Annotated in this window: 20 protein-coding genes; 9 read left to right on the top strand and 11 right to left on the bottom strand. The window is 62.8% G+C overall.

Going from position 1 to position 21,679, the window contains the following annotated elements; genetic code table 11:
- Window positions 1-107: 107 nt before the first annotated feature.
- The 3 genes from ACLEJW_RS03215 to ACLEJW_RS03205 form a co-directional block, all read right to left on the bottom strand.
- Complete coding sequence (locus tag ACLEJW_RS03215) at window positions 108-701, bottom strand: tRNA-uridine aminocarboxypropyltransferase (protein ID WP_313455742.1); 594 nt, start codon at window positions 699-701, stop codon at window positions 108-110.
- Between the two features lie 69 nt (window positions 702-770).
- Window positions 771-2,336: a methyl-accepting chemotaxis protein gene (locus ACLEJW_RS03210; protein WP_440776966.1), complete on the bottom strand. Its 1,566-nt coding sequence runs from the start codon at window positions 2,334-2,336 to the stop codon at window positions 771-773.
- Window positions 2,337-2,464: 128 nt separating this feature from the next.
- Window positions 2,465-3,358: a LysR family transcriptional regulator gene (locus ACLEJW_RS03205; RefSeq protein WP_145186366.1), complete on the bottom strand. Its 894-nt coding sequence runs from the start codon at window positions 3,356-3,358 to the stop codon at window positions 2,465-2,467.
- A gap of 223 nt (window positions 3,359-3,581) precedes the next feature.
- On the opposite strand from ACLEJW_RS03205, the gene speB reads away from it, so the two are divergent.
- Together speB and ACLEJW_RS03195 are read left to right on the top strand one after the other, a co-directional pair.
- Window positions 3,582-4,532 carry an agmatinase gene (gene speB / locus ACLEJW_RS03200; RefSeq protein WP_145186363.1) on the top strand — a complete coding sequence of 317 codons (951 nt, stop codon included), beginning with the start codon at window positions 3,582-3,584 and terminating at the stop codon, window positions 4,530-4,532.
- A 134-nt stretch (window positions 4,533-4,666) separates the two neighbouring features.
- Complete coding sequence (locus ACLEJW_RS03195; protein WP_440776965.1) at window positions 4,667-6,046, top strand: sodium:solute symporter; 1,380 nt, start codon at window positions 4,667-4,669, stop codon at window positions 6,044-6,046.
- Window positions 6,047-6,151: 105 nt separating this feature from the next.
- Here the strand turns inward: ACLEJW_RS03195 and ACLEJW_RS03190 are convergent, their stop codons facing one another.
- The 3 genes from ACLEJW_RS03190 to ACLEJW_RS03180 all read right to left on the bottom strand — a co-directional run bounded on the left by ACLEJW_RS03190 (window position 6,152) and on the right by ACLEJW_RS03180 (window position 7,893).
- Window positions 6,152-6,280 carry a PA1414 family protein gene (locus ACLEJW_RS03190; protein WP_256675068.1) on the bottom strand — a complete coding sequence of 43 codons (129 nt, stop codon included), beginning with the start codon at window positions 6,278-6,280 and terminating at the stop codon, window positions 6,152-6,154.
- 179 nt (window positions 6,281-6,459) lie between these two features.
- Entirely contained in the window at window positions 6,460-7,386 is a 927-nt protein-coding gene (locus ACLEJW_RS03185) for a DMT family transporter (RefSeq protein WP_440776964.1), read from the bottom strand.
- A 96-nt stretch (window positions 7,387-7,482) separates the two neighbouring features.
- Window positions 7,483-7,893: a transcriptional regulator gene (locus tag ACLEJW_RS03180; protein WP_145186354.1), complete on the bottom strand. Its 411-nt coding sequence runs from the start codon at window positions 7,891-7,893 to the stop codon at window positions 7,483-7,485.
- Window positions 7,894-8,074: 181 nt separating this feature from the next.
- Between ACLEJW_RS03180 and ACLEJW_RS03175 the strand changes: the two genes are divergently transcribed.
- Window positions 8,075-8,347: a hypothetical protein gene (locus tag ACLEJW_RS03175; RefSeq protein ID WP_440776963.1), complete on the top strand. Its 273-nt coding sequence runs from the start codon at window positions 8,075-8,077 to the stop codon at window positions 8,345-8,347.
- 60 nt (window positions 8,348-8,407) lie between these two features.
- Here ACLEJW_RS03175 and ACLEJW_RS03170 read toward each other — a convergent pair whose 3' ends face one another.
- The gene (locus ACLEJW_RS03170) at window positions 8,408-9,769 is read right to left on the bottom strand and encodes a DEAD/DEAH box helicase (RefSeq protein ID WP_145186348.1); all 1,362 of its coding nucleotides are present in this window, start codon (window positions 9,767-9,769) and stop codon (window positions 8,408-8,410) included.
- 105 nt (window positions 9,770-9,874) lie between these two features.
- Between ACLEJW_RS03170 and ACLEJW_RS03165 the strand changes: the two genes are divergently transcribed.
- The gene (locus ACLEJW_RS03165) at window positions 9,875-11,173 is read left to right on the top strand and encodes a mechanosensitive ion channel family protein (RefSeq protein WP_440776962.1); all 1,299 of its coding nucleotides are present in this window, start codon (window positions 9,875-9,877) and stop codon (window positions 11,171-11,173) included.
- A gap of 28 nt (window positions 11,174-11,201) precedes the next feature.
- On the opposite strand, the gene ACLEJW_RS03160 is transcribed toward ACLEJW_RS03165, so the two are convergent.
- The 3 genes from ACLEJW_RS03160 to ACLEJW_RS03150 form a co-directional block, all read right to left on the bottom strand.
- Complete coding sequence (locus ACLEJW_RS03160; protein ID WP_440776961.1) at window positions 11,202-12,137, bottom strand: AEC family transporter; 936 nt, start codon at window positions 12,135-12,137, stop codon at window positions 11,202-11,204.
- A 1-nt stretch (window position 12,138) separates the two neighbouring features.
- Entirely contained in the window at window positions 12,139-13,014 is an 876-nt protein-coding gene (locus ACLEJW_RS03155) for a carboxylate/amino acid/amine transporter (protein WP_145186339.1), read from the bottom strand.
- 1,339 nt (window positions 13,015-14,353) lie between these two features.
- A complete protein-coding gene (locus ACLEJW_RS03150) occupies window positions 14,354-14,668 on the bottom strand; it encodes a 3-phosphoglycerate kinase (RefSeq protein ID WP_145186336.1) in 315 nt (104 codons plus the stop codon).
- Between the two features lie 48 nt (window positions 14,669-14,716).
- On the opposite strand from ACLEJW_RS03150, the gene ACLEJW_RS03145 reads away from it, so the two are divergent.
- The 4 genes from ACLEJW_RS03145 (at window position 14,717) to ACLEJW_RS03130 (ending at window position 18,912) form a co-directional block, all read left to right on the top strand.
- The gene (locus ACLEJW_RS03145) at window positions 14,717-15,640 is read left to right on the top strand and encodes a LysR family transcriptional regulator (protein WP_440776960.1); all 924 of its coding nucleotides are present in this window, start codon (window positions 14,717-14,719) and stop codon (window positions 15,638-15,640) included.
- A gap of 13 nt (window positions 15,641-15,653) precedes the next feature.
- The gene (locus ACLEJW_RS03140; protein ID WP_145186330.1) at window positions 15,654-16,466 is read left to right on the top strand and encodes an alpha/beta fold hydrolase; all 813 of its coding nucleotides are present in this window, start codon (window positions 15,654-15,656) and stop codon (window positions 16,464-16,466) included.
- Window positions 16,460-17,017 carry a peptidylprolyl isomerase gene (locus ACLEJW_RS03135; RefSeq protein WP_145186327.1) on the top strand — a complete coding sequence of 186 codons (558 nt, stop codon included), beginning with the start codon at window positions 16,460-16,462 and terminating at the stop codon, window positions 17,015-17,017. The genes ACLEJW_RS03140 and ACLEJW_RS03135 overlap by 7 nt, the downstream gene beginning before the upstream one ends.
- 62 nt (window positions 17,018-17,079) lie before the next feature.
- Window positions 17,080-18,912 (top strand): ABC transporter ATP-binding protein, encoded by a 1,833-nt coding sequence (locus ACLEJW_RS03130; RefSeq protein WP_313296964.1) that lies wholly within the window; start codon window positions 17,080-17,082, stop codon window positions 18,910-18,912.
- A gap of 51 nt (window positions 18,913-18,963) precedes the next feature.
- On the opposite strand, the gene ACLEJW_RS03125 is transcribed toward ACLEJW_RS03130, so the two are convergent.
- Window positions 18,964-20,091: a GNAT family N-acetyltransferase gene (locus tag ACLEJW_RS03125; protein WP_145186435.1), complete on the bottom strand. Its 1,128-nt coding sequence runs from the start codon at window positions 20,089-20,091 to the stop codon at window positions 18,964-18,966.
- Between the two features lie 260 nt (window positions 20,092-20,351).
- On the opposite strand from ACLEJW_RS03125, the gene ACLEJW_RS03120 reads away from it, so the two are divergent.
- Window positions 20,352-21,596, top strand: coding sequence for a putative porin (locus ACLEJW_RS03120; RefSeq protein ID WP_145186321.1), 1,245 nt, complete (start codon window positions 20,352-20,354; stop codon window positions 21,594-21,596).
- The last annotated feature ends 83 nt before the right edge of the window (window positions 21,597-21,679 follow it).

The raw sequence follows: 21,679 nt of genomic DNA, 5'->3' as shown, positions 1-21,679 counted from the left end.
GGGATTACTGGCCCGGAATCGCCCCGTAGGAGCGAGCAGAGCTCGCGATGCGCCGCGCAGGCGGCGCTCGATCTCAGGCGCCGAGAATGTCACGGCAGGCGGCTTCATCACCCGTGGTTACGCTCGTACACAGCAACCCCCATGGCCTTGATCTGCCCCTCGATCAACGCCTCGAACGGCCGCAGCAAACCATCGAAACTGGCTGGCTGCTCCAACACATTCAAGGCCTGCACCACCGCCTCGATGGTCGACACCGCGCCCGGCTCCGGCGCCTTGCGCAGGCGGTAACGTGACGGAGCAACGCCAGCCACGGTTACGCGCGGCAGCGCGTCCAGCAAAGGGTTGAGATACAGCAGCTTACGTGCCTTGCGCCAAGTGCCATCTGGCACGATCAGCAGCAATGGCTTGTCGCCCGTTTCGCCATAGGCTACCAGCGCTTGCGCCTGCTCGCCCGGGAACAGCAGCACCGGCCGGTAGCCAGGAGTGACCAGCAGCCCGGCAAGATCCTCGAACACCTCCCCTACTCGCAGTTCGGCATTGACCAGCCCCAGCGCCGCCAGGCGAGCGGTGTTCAGTGCATGGGCGGTTTCGCTCGGGTGCTGCAACACAACCACACGGGTGCGGCTGTCGAGGCTGGGGATCAGCGGGCAAAGGCAATGGTCGAGCGGGCGCTGGCAGCGATCGCAGCGGGGTCTGGGCATGGGGCTCTCCGTGAATGGCGCAATTTTGCCACATGCCGCACGCCAGGTCCGCCTGACAGGCTCAGCGCCTCATCGGTTGAAGCGCTCGGCCAGGCTATGCAGGTATTCGGCCATGCGTTCCAAGTCCTGGCTGATCTCAGCGCCTTGCTTGGCCTGGCCGGCAGACTGGTCGCACAGCTGGGCGATGCGAACGATCTGCTGATTGATGTCTTCGGCCACATGGCTCTGCTGCTCAGACGCCGTGGCCATCTGCTGGCTCATGCCAGTGATGCGGCTGACCGCCTGGGCGATCCCGGTCAGTGCCGTTTGCACCGCCTCGACCCGCTGCACACTGTCGCGGGAAATCTGCTCGCCGCGCTGGGCCGTGGACACCGCGCGCTCGGCACCGGCACGCAGCGAGGCGATGATGTGATGGATTTCATCGGTAGACGAGCGCGTCCGCTGCGCCAATGAGCGAACCTCGTCGGCGACCACGGCAAAGCCCCTGCCCTGCTCCCCAGCCCGCGCCGCCTCGATGGCGGCGTTGAGTGCCAGCAGGTTGGTCTGCTCGGCAATCGAGGTGATCACATCCACCACGCTGCCGATCGACTGGGTCTGCTCGGCCAGGGCATTGACCGCCTGACCGATATCACTGACCGCCTCGTTCATGCTGCCCATGGCCTGCAGGCTCTGCTGCGCCAGGTCGCTACCGTGCAGGGCCAGCTGATCGGCATCGCCTGCGGCATGGGCGGTGCTCTGCACGTTGTGCGTAACTTCCTGAATGGTCGCTGCCATCTGCGCGATGGCGGTAGCCGACTGATCGGTTTCGCTGCGCTGGCGGTCGAGCATCTGCGCCTGGGCATCGGACAGCTCGGCCGACTGTGCAGCACGCGACTTGACCCCGACGCCAGCATCCACCAGACGCGTCAGCGCGGTTTGCAAACGCGCTTCTTCGCTGATGATGGCCAGGTCCAGTTGCCCTTGCAGCCCGGGGTTGTCGCTGTAGGTCAGCGCCACCAGGGGGCTGGTGAAGGCCTTGGGATGCTCAGCCAGGGTGCGCCGAATCACACGGTCGTGCTGCTCTTCGCCCAAGTACCAGGCCAGCAGCAAGCTGGCTGCCAACACGCCCATCGCGGCATAAGTAGGCAGCCATGAAAGCGCCGCCGCCGACAACAGCCCCGCAGTGATCAATGGCCAGCCACGGCCTAGACCGTGACGCCAGCGAGCCGCCCACGGCAGTGCCGACTTGCCTGCCCGCAGTCGGGCATACAAGGCTTCGGCGCGGCGGATCTGCTCGCGGCTGGGCACCGAGCGCACCGACTCGTAACCGCTGATGCGGCCGTTTTCGTAGATCGCCGTGACATAGGCGCTGACCCAGTAGTAATCGCCGTTCTTGGCGCGGTTCTTGACCACGCCCATCCACGGTTTGCCCTGCTTGATGGTGTCCCACATATGGCCAAAAACCGCTGCCGGCATGTCAGGGTGGCGCACCAGATTGTGCGGCTGGCCGATCAGCTCGTCGTAGGTGAATCCGCTGATCGCCACAAAGGCGTCGTTGCAATAGCTGATGCGGCTGTCCAGGTCTGTGGTCGAGATCAGGCGCTGCTCGCTGGGAAAAGTGCGTTCACGGTCGGTGACGGGCAGATTGTTGCGCATCTCGGCAATCCTTGCTGGTGGAGCTGATGGGAATAATGACCAGGGCAGTAAAGAGGTTTAGCAGAGCGCCAGGCGCGCCGTGAGCCGCTTTCTGTAGGAAATGTATGACTTCCGACGGGATGCAGTAGTCACTCGACGTTGAGCTGGCTCTTGAGCAGGTCACGGAAGGTCTGGATCAATGGCTCCCGGCTGCGACCACGGCGGATGATCAACGAGAACGGCGCCTGGTAGCCGAAGGTGGCCGGCGACAACACCCGCAGGTCGCCTTTGTCGGCCCAAGCCTGGGCGTAGTGCTCGGGCAGATAGCCGATGTAGGCACCGGAGAGGATCAATATTAACTGCGCCTCCATGCTCTCGACCGTCGCCGCGCTGTGCTTGAAGCCATGGCGCGCCAACTCGGCCTGGCTCCAGTAACCGCGCCCGACCATGCGTTGCTGGGTCACCACTTGCTCGGGTATGCGCCGCTCACCGAACAGTGGGTGGCGGCTGCTGCAGTACAGCCAATGCTGCTCACGGTACAGCGGTTGATAGACCAGGCCGCTGACCCGCGAGGGGAATGCGCCAATCGCCAGGTCCAGGCGGTTGTCCTGCACGCCCAGCTGCAGCTCGTAGGGGCTGGACACCGACAGGTGCAGGTGCACCGCCGGGTGTTCCTGGCTGTAGGCACCTATCGCCTCGGCCAGGGGCAATGCCCGGTCACCCACGGTGGAATCGATCACCCCAAGGTTCAAGGTGCCGCGCAGTTCGCCCTTGAGCGCCGCGGCGTATTGCTCGAAGCCGTCGAGTTCGGCGAGCAGGCGCAAGGTCTCCTGATGGAACAGCTCGCCCTTGCTGGTCAGGCTGAAGCCGCCGCGGCCGCGATGACACAGCACGATGCCCAGGGCGCCTTCGAGCTGGCTCATGTAGGTACTGATCGCCGACGTCGACAGGTTGAGCTCGCGCTGGGCATTGGCGAAGCCCTGGTGGCGTACCACGCTGACGAAGATGCGCAGCAGTTTCAGGTCGGGCAGGGTCGAGGCCATGGTGCAACGGTTCCGCGTGATCTTGCGCGCAGTCTACCCGCTTCGGCGGCGCTTAGTTCATAAAATCCTGAAGTAAGTATTTGCCGGTAGCGATTCCTCCGGCGCACTACCTTGCGCAGACTTGGCCGCAATGTCCCTGCCCGTCGGCCCCATGCCCTTTACGCAGCGCGCCGCGGCTCAGGTTCGAACAACCATAACAATCGACCGACTGATGAGGCCCACCGTGGACAAGATTCTCCACCAACCACTGGGCGGCAACGAAATGCCGCGCTTCGGCGGCATCGCCACCATGCTTCGCCTGCCCCACCTGCAAAGCGCCGAGGGCCTGGACGCCGCGTTCATCGGCGTACCGCTGGACATCGGCACCTCGCTGCGCTCCGGCACCCGCTTCGGCCCCCGGCAGATTCGCGCTGAATCGGTGATGATCCGCCCCTACAACATGGCCACCGGCGCCGCGCCCTTCGACTCACTGTCGGTAGCCGACATCGGCGACGTGGCCATCAACACCTTCAACCTGCTCGACGCAGTGCGCATCATCGAAGCGGCATATGACGAAATCGTCGAGCACAACGTCATCCCCATGACCCTCGGTGGCGACCACACCATCACCCTGCCGATCCTGCGCGCCTTGCACAAGAAGCACGGCAAGATCGGCCTGGTGCACATCGATGCCCACGCCGACGTCAACGATCACATGTTCGGCGAGAAGATCGCCCATGGCACCACCTTCCGCCGTGCGGTCGAAGAGGGCCTGCTCGATTGCGACCGCGTGGTGCAGATCGGCCTGCGCGCCCAGGGCTACACCGCCGACGACTTCAACTGGAGCCGCCGCCAGGGCTTTCGCGTGGTCCAGGCCGAGGAATGCTGGCACAAGTCGCTGGAGCCGCTAATGGCCGAGGTGCGGGAAAAAGTCGGCGGTGGCCCAGTGTACCTGTCGTTCGACATCGACGGCATCGACCCGGCCTGGGCACCCGGCACCGGCACGCCGGAAATCGGTGGCTTGACCACGATCCAGGCGATGGAGATCATTCGCGGCTGCCACGGCCTGGACCTGATTGGCTGTGACCTGGTCGAAGTCTCCCCGCCCTACGATACCACCGGCAACACCTCGCTGCTGGGCGCCAACCTGCTGTTCGAAATGCTTTGCGTACTACCCGGCGTGGTGCGCCGCTGAGCCGTCGCTGAACCCTGGCAGGAGCCATGAGGGAGGGCCATAGAGGCCCGCCAACACAAGACAAGACCGCCAGGCGCGGCGAACACGTCTGCGCGGTCGATCTCGCCATAATAACGATAATCGGGAGACCCCCAATGGCCTTGGACATCATTGTTGTCATGCTCTATACCGCCGGCATGCTCGGCCTCGGCTGGTATGGCATGCGCCGCGCGAAAACCCACGAAGACTACCTGGTGGCCGGGCGCAACCTGGGCCCGACCCTGTACATGGGCACCATGGCCACCACCGTGCTCGGTGGCGCTTCCACCGTTGGCACCGTCCGCCTGGGCTATGTGCATGGGATTTCTGGTTTCTGGCTGTGCGCAGCCCTGGGCCTGGGCATCATCGCCCTGAATCTGTTTCTGGCCAAGCCGCTGTTGCGGCTGAAGATCTTCACCGTGACCCAGGTCCTGGAGCGTCGCTACAACCCAATGGCGCGCCAGGCCAGCGCCGCGATCATGCTGGCCTACGCGCTGATGATTGGGGTGACCTCGACGCTGGCGATGGCGACCGTGCTGCAAGTGCTGCTCGACCTGCCGTTCTGGATGTCGTTGCTGCTTGGTGGTGGCGTGGTGGTGGTCTACTCGACCATCGGCGGCATGTGGTCGCTGACCCTGACCGACATTGTGCAGTTCGTGATCAAGACCGTGGGCCTGATGTTCATCCTGCTGCCGGTGTGCCTGTACAACGCCGGTGGCTGGGACACACTGGTAGCCAAGCTGCCAGCGGCGAGCTTCAGCTGGACCACCATTGGCTGGGACACCATCGTCACCTATTTCCTGATCTACTTCTTCGGCATTCTCATCGGTCAGGACATCTGGCAGCGGGTGTTCACCGCCCGCGACGAGAAGGTCTGCCAGCGCGCCGGCACCACCGCCGGGATCTACTGCGTGCTGTATGGCCTGGCCTGCGCCCTGATCGGCATGTCGGCGCACGTGCTGATGCCGGATCTGGCCAATCCCAACAATGCGTTCGCCGAGATGATCAAGGGTCAGCTGCCTGAAGGAATCCGCGGCTTGCTGATGGCAGCAGCGCTGGCGGCGATGATGTCCACCGCCAGCGCCGGACTGCTCGCGGCGTCGACCACCTTGACCGAAGACCTGTTGCCGAAACTGCGCGGTGGCAAGCAGTCGAGCCTGGGTATCAGCCGTCTGTTCACCTTGTTGACGGGCCTGGTGGTGTTGGGCATCGCGCTGGCTGTAAACGATGTGATCAGCGCGCTGACCTTGGCCTACAACCTGCTGGTGGGCGGCATGCTGATCCCGCTGATCGGGGCGATCTTCTGGAAGCGTGCGACCACAGCGGGCGCCATCGCCAGCATGTCGCTGGGCTTCGCCACCGCGCTGTGGTTCATGGTGGCCGATGGCCTGGATGCCAACACACCGATCTACTACAGCTTGGCGATCAGCCTGGTCAGCTTCGTGGCGGTGAGCATGGTTTCGCGCAAACCGGTGGGTCAAGTCAAGCTTGCCTGAGGTTTAGGAGGTCAGCGGCCGGCGCTGCGCTCGGCCGCGATCACGCTCATCCCCGCTTGAAGCAAAAGGCCGCTGCATCCATGCCGATGCCGCGGCCTTCGGCATTCAGCGGCGGCGCGCCTGGCGCCTGCGCTGCTCTTCGTCAGTCGGAATCGGCACCGGCTGCAAAGGTGGAGGAATCAAACCCAAGGCGACGCCCAGGTCGTGAAGCCAGTTGAACAGGTTGGTTTTCATAATGCCCCCTTGACGGGTAAGCCTCACGGCAATTCGATCCTGCGATGCTTCATACAGATCATAGTTCGATGTCCTGTATTGCGCATGCTCTTGAAACTACAGATATGTGCAAGTTTGACCTGTATCAAGGGCAAACGGCGCATTCCGACGATTGGTTAATCATTTCGCTATGTTGCAGTTCAGCCGATCCATTTGCGCAGCTGCTGTTTGACCCAGGGCTCGGCGCTCACCAGCACGACGCCGAGCAGCACCATCAGCGCACCGAGCACAAAGTTTGCGCTCAGCGGCTCATCCAGTACCAGCACACCGAACGTCACGCCGAACAAAGGCGTGATGAAGGAAAACACGGCGAGGTTCGACGCCAGGTATTTGCGCAGCAACCAGAACCAGGTGAGGTAACTGAAAAACGACACCACGATCCCTTGAAACAGCACGCTGCCCAGTGCCAGCGGGGTGAACGTGACGTCACCCACCTGCCCGCTGAGCAAGGCGATCAACAGCAGACCGGCAAACCCTACTGCCAATTGGTAGAACAGGGTCAGCGTTGCGGATGCCTCCGACAAGCGCGAACCACGAACGACCACCGTGGTGGCACCCCACGCAAGGCCTGCCAGCACGCCCAAGGCATCGCCGAGCAGCATCCGTCCATCCATTTGCGCGAATGAGGAGCCGCCAGCAAACGCCAGGGCAATTCCACCGAAAGCCAGCAGGATGCCCAGCCACTGCAGCAACCGCAATCGCTCGCTGGGCAGCATGAAATGCAAACCGAGCGCGGTAAATATGGGTGCGGTGTAGAGAAAGACCGACATGTGCGCGGCCGAGGTCAGTTTCAGCCCTTCGGCGATGAACACAAACTCCAGGCCGAACAACGCGCCAGCCAACAGGCCGGCGCGCCAGGTGCTGCCCAGCTGAGCCCAGCCCCGCTGCCAGCAGACCATCAGCCCAACCAGCACCGCGGCAAGGCCGTTGCGCAGCGCTGCCTGCATGACGGGAGCGATATCAACCGCCGCCGTCTTGATCAACACCTGCTGGCAGCCCCAGATCAGGCACAGGCCCAGCATCACCTGAAAAGCGAACGCGTCGGGGTTCTTGCGCAGCGCGCTCATGGGCGGACCTCTGGGGCTGATACGGGCATCGGCGGCGACTCGGCTATCCTGGAGAGCAGCCGATTATCGGGTCACCGTTGCCCTTCTGACCAGCCTTTACTGAACAGCGCCCCCGGCAATCTGCGTGGTCGAGGCCACCTCGTCGAAAGTGTCTGGGTCGAGCGCATCAGCTTGCTCGTCCAGCACCTGGCGTGGATGCTCGAACCCGGGAATGCTGCTGTCGATCAAGCTCAGCAGGCGCGAGCCATGCTCAGTCAGCACGAAGTTCTCTCCGTTTCCGCCCTCTTCTTCAGATCGGCTTTTGATGTAGCCGCGCTCGAGCAGCAACTTTTCGTAGTCGCAGGCACGGGCCTTGAGATGGTCCAGATCCGGCACCGGCTGACCATCCGCGGCCTGCGCTGCGGCATGCTGCTCGGCATAGGGGCGTGGCGTGAAGCTGTGACCGGCGCTGTTCTGCACTTCGTGCAGCAGGCGTTCGATCAGGTCCCAGTCGTAAGTGCTACTCATGGCGATAGCCTCTTGCTGTGGTCTTGAGGGCAATACACAGCTTGGGACCTGCGGTGACCGGGAGTGTTCCACGCCCGCTCAGCGGAAGGGGTGCTTGCTACGATGGCCACCGGTCGCAGCCACTGAACCAAGCCTCGGATGCATCCCTCCATTGGAACGACAATTGCCGGAGGTATAAAGGATGAAACCGCTGCTGCCTATCATGGGCGCCATCGCCCTGTTCAGCGCCCCGCCCACCTGGGCGTGCACACCAGAGCAAGCTACGCAGAAACGCGAGGAGCTGGCCGGCTTGGTCACCCAACTGACCGAGCAGAACCCGCAAAAAGCCAAGGACATCAATGCCGAGCTCCAAGGCATGGAACTCGGGACGGCGAGCAAGGATCTGCCCGACAAGTGCCAGCTGATCGACAAGCGCATCGCCGAGCTGAAACAGGCAGAGAAGAAGGCTGACTAAGCCAACAGGCGCCTTCGCACGTCACGCCCGATTGCGAAGGCGCCTTTGATATGTCGCGACTTATTCAGCAGCTGGCTTGCGCTTTTTCAGCGGCGCCAGGCCATCGGCGCTGGCCAGTGGCGCGTTGGGGCGTGGCTTGGCGGTTGGCTTGCGCTTGGCCGCAGCTTTTTTCTCGCCAGTCTTCTTGTCGACTTTCTTCTTCTTGGCCCCGGCCGCTTTGCCCGAGGCCTTGACCTTCTTCGGTCCGTTGTAGGTGCCCTTCACTTCCTTGATCACCCGGCGCTCGAACTGTTGCTTGAGGTAACGTTCGATGCTGGACATCAGGTTCCAGTCGTTATGGGTGATCAACGAGATCGCCAGGCCTTCACCGCCAGCCCGCCCGGTACGCCCTACCCGGTGCACGTACTCGTCGCCGCTGCGCGGCATGTCGAAGTTGATCACCAGATCGAGGCCGTCGATGTCCAGGCCACGGGCTGCCACATCGGTGGCCACCAGTACCTTGGAGCTGCCTTGCTTGAAGCGCTCGATGGCCAGCTTGCGGTCCTTTTGATCTTTCTCGCCATGCAGGACGAAGGCCTTCACGTCCTTGGCCACCAGGTGCCCGTAGATGCGGTCGGCCAGGGCACGGGTGTTGGTGAAGATGATCGCCTTGTCGAAGGTCTCGTTGGCCAGCAGCCACTGCACGATCTGCTCTTTGTGCTGATCATGATCGGCGGTGATGATCTGCTGGCGGGTGCCCTCGGCCAATTGCGAGACGCTGTTGAGCATCAGGTGCTCAGGGTCTTTCAAGACCTTGCCGATGATGTCGCGCAACGCCGCACCGCCGGTGGTGGCGGAGAACAACAGGGTCTGCTCGCGGTTCTCGCACTCCTTGCACAGGCGCTCCATGTCTTCGGCGAAGCCCATGTCGAGCATGCGGTCGGCTTCGTCGAGGATCATCACCTGCACGTGCGACAGGTCGAGGTTGCCGGCGTTGAGGTGCTCGAGCAGGCGGCCTGGCGTGCCGATCAGCACGTCCGGCACCTTGCGCAGCATCGCAGCCTGTTCCTTGAAGTCTTCACCGCCGGTGACCAGGCCTGCCTTGATGTAGGTGAACTGCGCGAACAATTGCACCTGCTTGAGCGTCTGCTGCGCCAGCTCGCGGGTCGGCAGCAGGATCAACGAGCGGATCTCGACCCGCCCACCCTTGAGGTCGACCAGGCGGTTGAGCAGTGGCAGGACGAACGCTGCGGTCTTGCCGCTGCCGGTCTGCGCCGTCACTCGCAGGTCGCGCCCTTGCAGGGCCAAGGGGATGGCCGCGGCCTGCACCGGCGTCGGCTCGACGAATTTAAGCTCGGCCACGGCTTTAAGCAGGCGTTCATGCAGGGCGAATTGGGAGAACACGGAGGTAACCTCAGGCAAGTGCGGGACATTCAGTTGCATAGGGTAACGTTTTCTGCCGCCGGAGCCGAATTTCTTTTGGCAACTTTCTCGCCATCCGCGCTCTAATAGCGCCTCGTTTCACTGCAATAGACCGGTTTACAAGCTATGGACATTCAACGCATCTGGCGTGACAGCCTCGACCTGTGGGGCACCCTCGATCAACATCCGCTGCTGCATGCCGCCATTGGCCTGGCGGTTTTGCTGGTGATTTCACTGGTGCTCGGCCGCCTGGCGCGGTTTCTGGTCCTGCACGGCGCCCGCCTGCTGGCGCGGCAAGGGGCACTGAAGTGGCTGGACGACCTGCGCCACAACAAAGTCTTTCACCGCCTGGCGCAGACCATTCCGTCGCTGGTGATCCAGTTCGGGCTGAAACTGGTGCCGGAGCTGTCCGATACCGCCCAGCATTTCCTCGGCAACCTGGCGTTGGCCTTCACCCTGCTGTTCATGACCATGGCCTTGTCGTGCCTGCTCGATGCCCTGCTGGACATCTATGCGCGTACCGAACATGCACGCACCCGCTCGATCAAGGGTTATGTGCAACTGGCCAAGATGATGCTGTGGATCTTCGCCTCGATCGTCATCGTCGCGACCCTGATCGACCGCTCGCCGCTGTTGCTGCTGTCGGGCCTGGGCGCCATGTCGGCGGTGCTGCTGTTGGTCTACAAGGACACCCTGCTGTCGTTCGTCGCCAGCGTCCAGCTGACCAGTAACGACATGCTGCACGTCGGCGACTGGATCGAAATGCCGCAGGTGGGCGCCGATGGCGACGTGGTCGATATCACCCTGCACACGGTCAAGGTACAGAACTTCGACAAGACCATCGTCTCGATCCCTACCTGGCGCCTGATGAGCGAGTCGTTTCGCAACTACCGCGGCATGCAGCAGTCGGGCGGGCGGCGCATCAAGCGCAGCCTGTTCATCGACGCCGCAGGGGTACGTTTTCTGACCCGCGAAGAAGAACAACGCCTGAGCCAGGTGAGCCTGCTCGGCGACTACCTGGCCGGCAAGCGCCAGGAATTGCTCGCCTGGAACGAGGCACTGGGGCCGGTGGCGGAGCTTTCGGCCAACCGACGCAAGCTGACCAATATCGGTACCTTCCGCGCGTTTGCCCTGGCGTACTTGCGTAACCACCCCAACGTGCACGCTAACATGACCTGCATGGTCCGGCAGATGCAGACCACGGCCGAAGGCGTACCGCTGGAGGTGTACTGCTTCACCACCACGACGGTATGGGCGGAGTACGAGCGGATCCAGGGGGATATCTTCGATTACCTGCTGGCGGTGCTGCCAGAGTTCGGCTTGAGCCTGTACCAGCAGCCGAGTGGCAATGACATGCGAGTCGGGCTGACGGGGCGCGCTTTAGCGACTGAGCCGCGGCGCCTGGAAGAGCTCAGCGAGGGTTGAAGTCGCTGGGACCGCCTGGCGGCCCAGGTCAACCTGCACACCCCAGCAGGTACAGCAGCCCGGTCAGGGTCCCCAGCGATGCCACGGTCGACAGCAGGATGGTCCGCGAAATCAACCCTGCCTCGCGGTTGTAGTACTCCGCCAACATGAACGGCCCGGTCCCCGTCGGCAGCGCTGCCAGCAGTACTGCCGAGGCCGCCCACATCGGCGGCAAGCTGAACACCTTGAATGCCAGTACCCAGGTCAGCGCCGGCTGGCCGATCAATTTCAGGCCCACCAAGGGCCAGGGACTTGCCTGCGAACCGGGCCGTTTCTCCGCCAAAAAGGCGCCGAGCGAAATCAACGCGCACGGCGTGGTAGCAAGCGCCAGCATGTCGAGAAAATGCAGCACCGGCTCTGCCAGGCCCAGGCCGCCCATGGCCCAGCCCGCCCCTGCCAACGGCGCGATGACCAGCGGATTCTTGGCCAGCGCCTTGCCCACCTGCCAGACCGCACGGCCGATGTGCCGCTCCTGCTGCAGGCCGATTTCGATCAAAGTCAGGGAGATCGCGAACACCAGGCAGACGACGATCAACGATGAGATCAGCGCAGGTTGCAGCCCTGGCTGGCCGAACAGCAGCAGGCACAGGGGTATGCCGATATAGCCGGTGTTGGCGTAGCCCGCGCTGAGCCCATCGATACTGGCGGCCACCAGGCCATGGCCGGAGCAGAGACGCCAGGCCAAGGTGACGACGAACATTGCCAGCGCCCCTGCGCCAAACGCGACGATGAAGCCTGGGTGCCAGATTTCGCTCCAGGTCGCCGTCGCGGTGACCTTGAACAGCAGCGCCGGCAGGCACAGCCAGACCACCATCTTGTTGATTTCGGCAGCGGCCCTGTCCCCGAGCTTATCGGTCTTGCGGCAGGCAAAACCGACCAGTATCAGGGCGAAGATCGGGGCAACGATCACCAGCACGGAGTGCATGTCAGGCCTTGCCGAGCGCGGCCGTCTGGCTGCGGTTGCCCAGGCGGCTCAGCCACACCGAGGCCAGGATGATCGCGCCGCCCAGCAGCAGGCGGCCCAGCGGCTCGTCGCGGTTCCAGATCAGCAGGTTGAGCAGCAAGCCTACCGGCACGTGCAGGTTGTTCATCACCGCCAATGTAGCGCCCGAAACCAGGCAGGCGCCTTTGTTCCACCAGTACAGCCCCAACGCGGTCGGGCACAGGCCAAGGAACAGTAGCACCCACCACTGCTGCGCGCTGCTCGGCAGGTGCTGGGCATTGCCGAACAGCAGGAAGGCCGGCAGCACGATCAGCAATGCGCCCAAGTAGAAGTAGCCGAAGCGCTTGTAGTGCGGCAGGTCACTGGGGTTGCGCGCCACTAGATGGCGGTACAGCACCTGGCCGGCAGCGTAGGTGAAGTTGGCCAGTTGCAGCAGCAGGAAGCCGACGAAGAAGTCGCCGCTGATGCTGTCGAAGCGGATCACCCCGGCGCCTGCCACCGCCACCAGGGCTGCGACCAGCGCCCAGGGGTTGAAGCGCCGGTTCAAGGCATCTTCGATCAAGGTAACGTGCAGCGGCGTGAGGATGGTGAACAGCAGCACTTCCGGCACGCTGAGTACACGAAAGCTCAGGTACAGGCAGACGTAAGTGATGCCGTATTGCAAAGCACCGATCAGCAGCATCGAGCGCAGGAAGCCCGGCTCGACCTGGCGCCAGCGCGTCAGCGGCAGGAATACCAGCCCGGCCAGCAGCACGCGGGCGAGCACAGCGAAATAGCTGTCGACGTGCCCAGCCAGGTACTCGCCGATCAGGCTGAAGGAGAACGCCTGGATCAGCGCGACGATTATCAGGTAGCCCATGGTTGTCTCTCGTGAATCAAGGGCGCGACCTTAGCGGGTTGCGGCCTGAGTGTTCAACCATGAGGAATGTGCGGGCTCGGTATGGGTTTTCCATAGCGAAGGTTCATTCAGGTGTTTGGCTGGCGCATTGAGGTGATGCGCAGATCGAGCGCCGCCTGCGCGGCGCATCGTGAGCTGCGCTCACTCCTACGGGGATTCTAGGCCCGATGCGCCAAGGCGTCGCGCGCAAAGATCCCAGAAATAATTGGCCCGAAACAACCGTAGGAGTGAGCGCAGCTCACGATGCGCCGCGCGGGCGGCGCTCGATCCCACAGGCGCAGAAAATGCCGTGGCGAGCCAAAAACTGGCCATCAGGCCGGGCGGACATACCCAAGGCGCAGAACAGGGGTCAGAGATGGGAATTCGTTGCGAAGGTTCATTCAGGTGTTTGGCTGGCGTAATGAAGGGATGCGCAGACCGAGCGCCGCCTGCGCGGCGCATCGTGAGCTGCGCTCACTCCTACGGGGATTCTAGGCGCGATGCGCCAAAGCGTCGCGCGCAAAGATCCCAGAAATAATTGGCCCGAAACAACCGTAGGAGTGAGCGCAGCTCACGATGCGCCGCGCGGGCGGCGCTCGATCCCACAGGCGCAGAAAATGCCGTGGCGAGCGAAAACCCGGCCATCAGGCCAGGCGGACATACTCAAGGCGCAGAACAGGGGTCAGAGATGGGAATTCGTTGCGAAGGTTCATTCAGGTGTTTGGCTGGCGTAATGAAGGGATGCGCAGATCGAGCGCCGCTTGCGCGGCGCTCGATCCCACAGGCGCAAAAAATGCCGTGGCGAGCGAAAAACCCGGCCATCAGGCCGGGCGGACATACCCAAGGCGCAGAACAGGGGTCAGAGATGGGAATTCGTTGCCAAGGTTCATTCAGGTGTTTGGCTGGCGTAATGAAGGGATGCGCAGATCGAGCGCCGCTTGCGCGGCGCATCGTGAGCTGCGCTCACTCCTACGGGGATTCTAGGCGCGATGCGCCAAAGCGTCGCGCACAAAGATCCCAGAAATAATTGGCCCGAGACAACCGTAGGAGTGAGCGCAGCTCACGATGCGCCGCGCGGGCGGCGCTCGATCCCACAGGCGCAGAAAATGCCAAGGCGAGCGAAAAACCCGGCCATCAGGCCGGGCAGACACACCCAAGGAGCAGACCAGGTGTCAGGGATAGGATTCGTTGCACCTCAAGCCACCGCTGCCAACTTGGCCCCGGCCTGGATGGAGTAAACATCGTGAATCAAGGCGAGATTAAGCCTTGACCTATCGATAAAAAAGCGTAGAAAGTGGGATCAATCTATCGATTAATCTGTTTATTGCGCCTTGCAATCCAGCGCGATCCGCAGCTTGATGATCTGCCGATTGAACTTGGCCGTCACATCGACGCTTTTACCAGCCGGCACATTGATTCGGCGTACCCGTGGCGCCTCAGGGCCATTGCGGAAGGTCACCCTGCAGGCTGCCGGCACCTGGCCGTAGTTGTTGAGGGTGATGGCACCGATGTCATAGGCGGTGTCATAGGCGGTGTAGTCCAGCTTGACCCCGTCGAGGTCCTTCTGCACATCGATGGGATAAGCCATGGCCCCAAGGGGCAGGCACAACAGCAATGCCGCACAACATTTCTTCATGGGGCGCTCTCCTTGAAAGAGCGCAGCTTAGGACAACAGGAGCCCAACATGAAAGCGCCGCGCGTAACCCTGGATCAGTGGCGGACCCTGCAGGCAGTGGTCGATCACGGCGGGTTTGCCCAGGCAGCCGAAGCCTTGCACCGATCGCAGTCTTCGGTCAGCTACACCGTGGCGCGGATGCAGGAACAACTGGGCGTACCATTGCTGCGCATCGATGGACGCAAGGCGGTACTGACCGAGGCCGGCAATGTGCTGCTGCGCCGCTCTCGTCACCTGGTCAAGCAGGCCAGCCAGCTCGAAGACCTGGCCCACCACATGGAGCAGGGCTGGGAAGCCGAAGTCCGCCTGGTGGTCGATGCCGCCTACCCCAGCGCACGCCTGGTGCGCGCCCTGGCCGCCTTCATGCCGCAGAGCCGCGGGTGCCGGGTGCGTTTGCGCGAAGAGGTGTTGTCCGGTGTCGAGGAAGTGATGCATGAAGGCATCGCCGATCTTGCCATCAGCAGCTACAGCATTGGCGGTTACCTGGGCACGGAATTGAGCTCGGTGGAATTCATTGCGGTCGCCCACCCCGAGCACTCACTGCACCGCCTGGGTCGGGAGATCACTTTCCAGGACCTGGAAAGCCAGTTGCAGGTGGTGATTCGCGATTCAGGCCGGGCGCAGCCGCGCGATGTCGGCTGGCTCGGCGCCGAGCAGCGCTGGACGGTCGGTAGCCTGGGCACTGCCGCCACCTTCGTGGGCAGCGGCCTGGGCTTTGCCTGGCTGCCCCGGCACATGATCGAACGCGAACTGCGTGACGGCGTGCTCAAGGCGCTGCCGCTGGATCAGGGTGGCAGCCGCCATCCCCTGTTCTACCTTTACTCAAGCAAAGAGAAGACCCTGGGCCCAGCCACGCAGATTCTCATCGACCTGCTGCGCAATTTCGACACCGCGCCATTGGACGCGCCCTTCGCAGCCCCCCCACAAGCCTGAAAGGACCGCGTGCATGGCCAGTTTCGACCATCGAGGATGCTCGCTGCACTACCAACAGTATGGTCAAGGCGAGCCGCTGGTGCTGCTCCATGGCCTGGGCTCGAGTAGCCAGGACTGGGAGCTGCAAGTGCCGGAACTGAGCCTTCACTACCGGGTCATCGTCATGGACATCCGTGGCCATGGCCGCTCGGCGAAACCCCGCGGCGGGTACAGCATCGCCACGTTCAGCGAAGACCTGCTGGCCCTGCTCGAGCATCTGCAGACTGGCCCTGTGCACTTCGTCGGTTTATCCATGGGCGGCATGGTCGGTTTTCAGTTCGCCGTCGACCATCGGCAATGGCTGCGCAGCCTGTGCATCGTCAACAGCGCCCCGCAGGTCAAGCGGCGGACTCTGCGCGACTGGTCATGGTGGTTCAAGCGCTGGAGCCTGGCGCGCCTGCTCAGCGTCGAGACCGTCGGCAGGGGCCTGGCTGCACGGTTGTTTCCCAAGCCTGGGCAAACCGAACTTCGGCAGAAGATGGCAGAACGCTGGGCGCGCAACGACAAGCGCGCCTACCTCAAGAGCTTCGACGCCATCGTCGACTGGGGCGTACAGGAACGCATCAACGACATTCGCTGTCCCACGCTGGTAATCGCCGCTGACCAGGATTACACCCCGATACAACTCAAAGAGCACTATGTCGCCCTGATGCCCAACGCCAGGCTGGTGGTCATCGCCGATTCGCGTCACGCTACGCCCCTGGACCAACCCGAGGTCTTCAATCAGACCCTGCTGCAGTTCCTGGCAGCCGCTTCCACCTCTCAAGGATCATTGAGCCCATGCTGAAAAAACTTCTGCTCACCGCCTGCTCGGTTGCCTTCGCCGCCAGCGTCATGGCCTCTGACAAGACCCCGCACGTTCTGCTGGACACCAGCTTCGGCCCAGTCGAGATCGAGCTCAATGCCGAAAAGGCGCCGGTCAGCACCAAGAACTTCCTGGCCTACGTCGACAGCGGCTTCTACAACAACACCATCTTCCATCGGGTGATCCCGGGCTTCATGGTGCAGGGCGGCGGCTTCACCGAGCAGATGGTGCAGAAAGACACCAAGGACCCGATCCGCAACGAAGCCAGCAACGGCCTGCAGAATACCCGTGGCACCCTGGCCATGGCGCGCACCTCCAACCCGAACTCGGCCACCAGCCAGTTCTTCATCAATGTGGCTGACAACGACTTCCTCAACCCAGGCCGTGACGCCGGCTACGCCGTGTTCGGCAAGGTCACCAAGGGCATGGAGGTGGTCGATCAGATCGTCAATTCGCCGACCACCGTCAAAAAAGGCATGCGCGACGTGCCCACCGACCCGGTATTCATCAAATCGGCCAAACGCATCGACTGATGGCAGGTCTCACAGGGACGTGAAGCCTTCCGGGTTCGGGTAGCACAGGAGTCTTGTCACCCATGCTGTATCGCCGTTTCGAGCAACTGATCGATATCTTTCGCGACGCGCCCAGCGAGTCGCCTCCGGGCCAGGTCTGGCCGTTCTACCTGTATTACCTGCGCCAAGTCTGGCCGAGCTTCGTCGCGCTGCTGGTGGTGGGGCTGTTTGCCTCGTTGATCGAAGTGGCGATGTTCAGCTACCTGAGCCGCATCATCGACCTGGCCCAGGGTGCGCCGAACCCTAACTTCTTCAGCGACCACGGCGGCGAACTGATCTGGATGCTGGTGGTGGTCCTGCTGCTGCGCCCGGTGTTCTTCGGCCTGCACGACTTGCTGGTGCACCAGACCATCAACCCGGGCATGACCAGCCTGATTCGCTGGCAAAACCATACCTACGTGCTCAAGCAGAGCCTGAACTTCTTCCAGAGCGATTTCGCCGGGCGCATCGCCCAGCGCATCATGCAAACCGGCAACTCGCTGCGCGATTCGGCCGTGCAGGCAGTCGATGCGCTGTGGCATGTGTTGATCTACGCGGTCACCTCGCTGGTGCTGTTCGCCGAGGCCGACTGGCGGCTGATGTTGCCGCTGCTGGTATGGATCCTCGGCTACATCGCCGCGCTCTGTTATTTCGTGCCAAGGGTCAAGCAACGCTCGGTGATTTCTTCCGATGCGCGCTCCAAGCTGATGGGGCGCATCGTCGACGGCTACACCAACATTGCCACGCTCAAGCTATTCGCCCATACCGAGCACGAACAGCAATACGCCCGTGAGGCGATCCGTGAGCAGACCGAGAAAACCCAACTGGCGTCCCGTGTGGTCACCAGCATGGACGTGGTCATCACCACCCTCAACGGCCTGCTGGTGGTCACCACCACCGGCCTTGCGCTGTGGCTGTGGAGCCAGTCGCTGATCAGCGTGGGCGCGATTGCCCTGGCCACGGGCCTGGTGATCCGCATCGTCAACATGTCCGGGTGGATCATGTGGGTGGTCAACGGCATTTTCGAAAACATCGGCATGGTCCAGGATGGCCTGCAGACCATCGCCCAACCGGTCACGGTCACCGACAAGCCGAACGCGCCAGCGCTCAAGGTCAGCCGCGGCGCCGTACATTTCGCTGACGTGGACTTCCATTACGGCAAGGCCAGCAACGTCATCGAAGGGCTCGAGCTGGACATCCGCCCCGGCGAGAAGATCGGTCTGATCGGGCCCTCGGGTGCCGGCAAGTCGACCTTGGTCAACCTGCTGCTGCGCCTGTACGACGTGCAGGGCGGGCGCATTCTGATCGACGGCCAGGACATCGCCGAGGTCAGCCAGGCCAGCCTGCGCGCGCAGATCGGCATGATCACCCAGGACACCTCGCTGCTGCACCGCTCGATCCGCGACAACCTGCTGTATGGCCGCCCCGACGCCACTGAAGCGCAACTGCACGAAGCCGTGCGCCGGGCGCGCGCCGATGTGTTCATCCCGCAGTTGTCCGACGCCCAAGGGCGTACTGGTTTCGACGCCCACGTCGGCGAGCGCGGGGTCAAGCTGTCGGGTGGGCAGCGCCAGCGCATCGCGATCGCCCGGGTACTGCTCAAGAACGCGCCGATCCTGATCATGGACGAGGCGACCTCGGCACTGGATTCGGAAGTGGAAGCGGCGATTCAGGAGAGCCTGGAGACCCTGATGCAGGGCAAGACCGTGATCGCCATCGCCCACCGCCTGTCCACCATCGCGCGCATGGATCGCCTGGTGGTGCTGGACCAGGGGCGCATCGTCGAAAGTGGTAGCCACAGCCAATTGCTCGAGCAGCAGGGGCTGTATGCTCGCTTATGGCATCACCAGACCGGTGGGTTCGTCGGCGTCGATTGAGACCTGTTCGGGCCTCTTTGCCCAGGAGGCCCGAACGGACAATCGTCGCGATCAGTCCTTGCGATAAGGCAGCATCTCCCGCGCCTGCTCGGCATACGCCCGTACTCCGTCGCGCTCCTGTTGCAGAAACTCGTCCACGGCCCGGCGCAAACCCGGATGCAGCAGGTAATGCCAGGACCGGGTGAGCACGGGCTCGAAGCCGCGAATCAGCTTGTGCTCGCCCTGCGCCCCGGCATCGAACCGCTGCAGACCCTCGGCGATGGCGAAATCCATGCCCTGGTAGAAACAGGTTTCGAAATGCAGCCGGTCGAATTCGGCCAGACAGCCCCAGTAGCGCCCAAACAAACTGTCGCCGCCGACCAGGCTCAGCGCCATGGCCACATCACGGTCACTTTGGCGCGCCATGACCACGCGCACGGCCTCGGGCATGCGTTCGGCCAGCAGGCTGAAGAATGCCCGCGTAAGGTATGGCGAGCGGCCACGCACGGCGTAGGTATTGGCGTAGCAGAGGTAGACGAAGTCCCATTGCGCTTCATCGAGTTCATCGCCTCGGCACCAGCGAAAATCGATACCCTGCCCTGCCACCTGCTCGCGCTCCTTGCGCATCTGCTTGCGCTTGCGTGAGCTCAGGCTGTCGAGAAAATCCTGGAAGTCGCGGTAGCCGTGATTGCGCCAGTGAAACTGGCAGCCCAGACGCTCCATCCAGCCGGGCTGCCCAGCGATCTGCGCATCGAAGTGCGGCTCGGTGAAATTGATGTGCGCCCCGGACAGCCCGGCTTTGCCCAAGTACTCCGGCAGCGCCTGCAGGACCAAGGATGCATCGGCAGGGTCGAGCGCCAATAGCCGCGGCCCTGTCACCGGACTGAATGGCACGCCGCCGAGCAGCTTGGGGTAGTAGGCGATGCCGGCGCGTTCGCAAGCATCCGCCCAGCCATGGTCGAACACATACTCGCCATAGGAATGCCATTTGCGGTAGGCCGGCAGCAAGGCGCGCACCTGTCCTTCATGTTCCAGCACCAGGTGTTCGGCGGCCCAGCCGGTGGCCGGCGCGACGCTGCCGCTGTCTTCCAGGGCACTGAGAAAGCCATGGCGCAGGAACGGTTGGCCCGGCGGCACCAGGGCGTCCCAGGTCGCCGCTGGCAGGTCACGCAGGTGGGCAAGGCTGTAGAGACTGGTCACGTTTTCATCCCGCTGAGCAAGGCTGCCAGTATCGGCGAACACGGCCCCGTCACTCAAATGACATTGCACCGGCATACCGGCGCAGGGTAACGGCTTCACAGCAGTGCCACTAATTAGACATTAATCTGTCATTCGCCCCCGCAATACTTGCGCCTGTTTTCCGGAAGCTCAGAACCTGTCTAGCCAGGCCCTTTCCGAAGACATGCCAACATGGGGGTGGGCGCCGAGCCTCCCCGAATCTTTCAAGTAGGGAGAACCTTATGCGTCTTGTTTCCACACTTACCGGAGTGAGCCTCACCGGCATGATGCTGGCTCTGAGTACTCCGGCCAGTGCTGCTGTCGACGCCAAGCTGCTCGAAATGCTCCGCGCCAATGGCTCGATCAACCAGGCGCAGTACAACGAACTGCAGGGCGATCTGGCAAAAGAGACCAAGGAAAAGGCCGATCAGAAAGCCCAGTCCGAGCGCATGAGTTCGTTCGAACAGAAAGTCGCCTGGGCCGCCAAGACCCAGATCAAAGGCGATGTGCGCCTGCGTTACGAAGACGTCAACGTCGACAACCCGATTTCCCGCAGCGGCAACCAGGACCGTGAGCGGGTGCGGGCCCGCGTTGGCTTCTACAGCGAGATCAACCCGCAGGTCGATGCCGGCGTGCGCGTGGCCACCGGCAGCAGCGCCGATGCGCGCTCGACCAACCAGAGCCTGGACAACTACTTCGAGAAGAAATCGCTGTGGGTCGACCTGGCCTACCTGGACTGGCACCCGACAGCGGTGCCGAACCTGCACATCATCGGCGGCAAGATGATGCAGCCTTGGGTGAGCATGGGCGACATCATCTGGGACAGCGACATCAACCCTGAAGGCGTTGCCCTCACCTACAAGACCAACGCAGGCCCTGCCGAGGTATTCGGCAGCATCGGCCACTACAACCTCAAGGACAACGTCGACGGCGACGGCGTGCAGTTCAAGCACGATGCGCAGCTGTACGCGGCGCAATTGGGCACCAGGTTCAACGCAGCCGATACCGTCAAGGTCACCGTCGGCGGCAGCCTCTACGGCTACGACAATGACAAGGCCTCGGCGGCGCTGCGCTCGCTGGGCAACACCACCGACGAATTCAACCTGGTCGAAGGCTTCGGTCAGGTCGATTTCACCGGCTTCGCCATCCCACTGTCGGCCTATGGCCAGTTCGTCAAGAACACCGAGAGCACCGACGGCAAGGACAAGGCCTGGCTGGCTGGCCTGAAGAGCAAGATCGGCGCCTGGAGCCTGGACTACAACTACCGGGACGTGCAACGCAACGGCGTGGTCAGCCTGTTCACCGACTCGGACTTCGGCAACGGCTTCACCGGCTCGCGCGGGCACAAGTTCAAGGTCGGTTACGAGATCGACAAGAACTTCGCCCTGGGCGCAGCCTACATGATGGCCAAGACCGACTATTCCAACCTGCCCAACAGCAATGCCGACGTAGACACCCTGCAAGTGGACCTGGAAGCCAAATTCTAAGCGACCTGCAGCCTGCTTCACGCAAAACGGGAACTGCCGATCCCCATCCGGCAGTTCCCGTTTTTTTTCCGCTCTGCAACGAG

Origin of the sequence: Pseudomonas sp. SMSB3 (assembly GCF_052041965.1) — a bacterium.
In the GTDB taxonomy this organism is placed as follows: Bacteria; Pseudomonadota; Gammaproteobacteria; order Pseudomonadales; family Pseudomonadaceae; genus Aquipseudomonas.
This window is presented reverse-complemented; position numbering and strand designations above follow the sequence as displayed.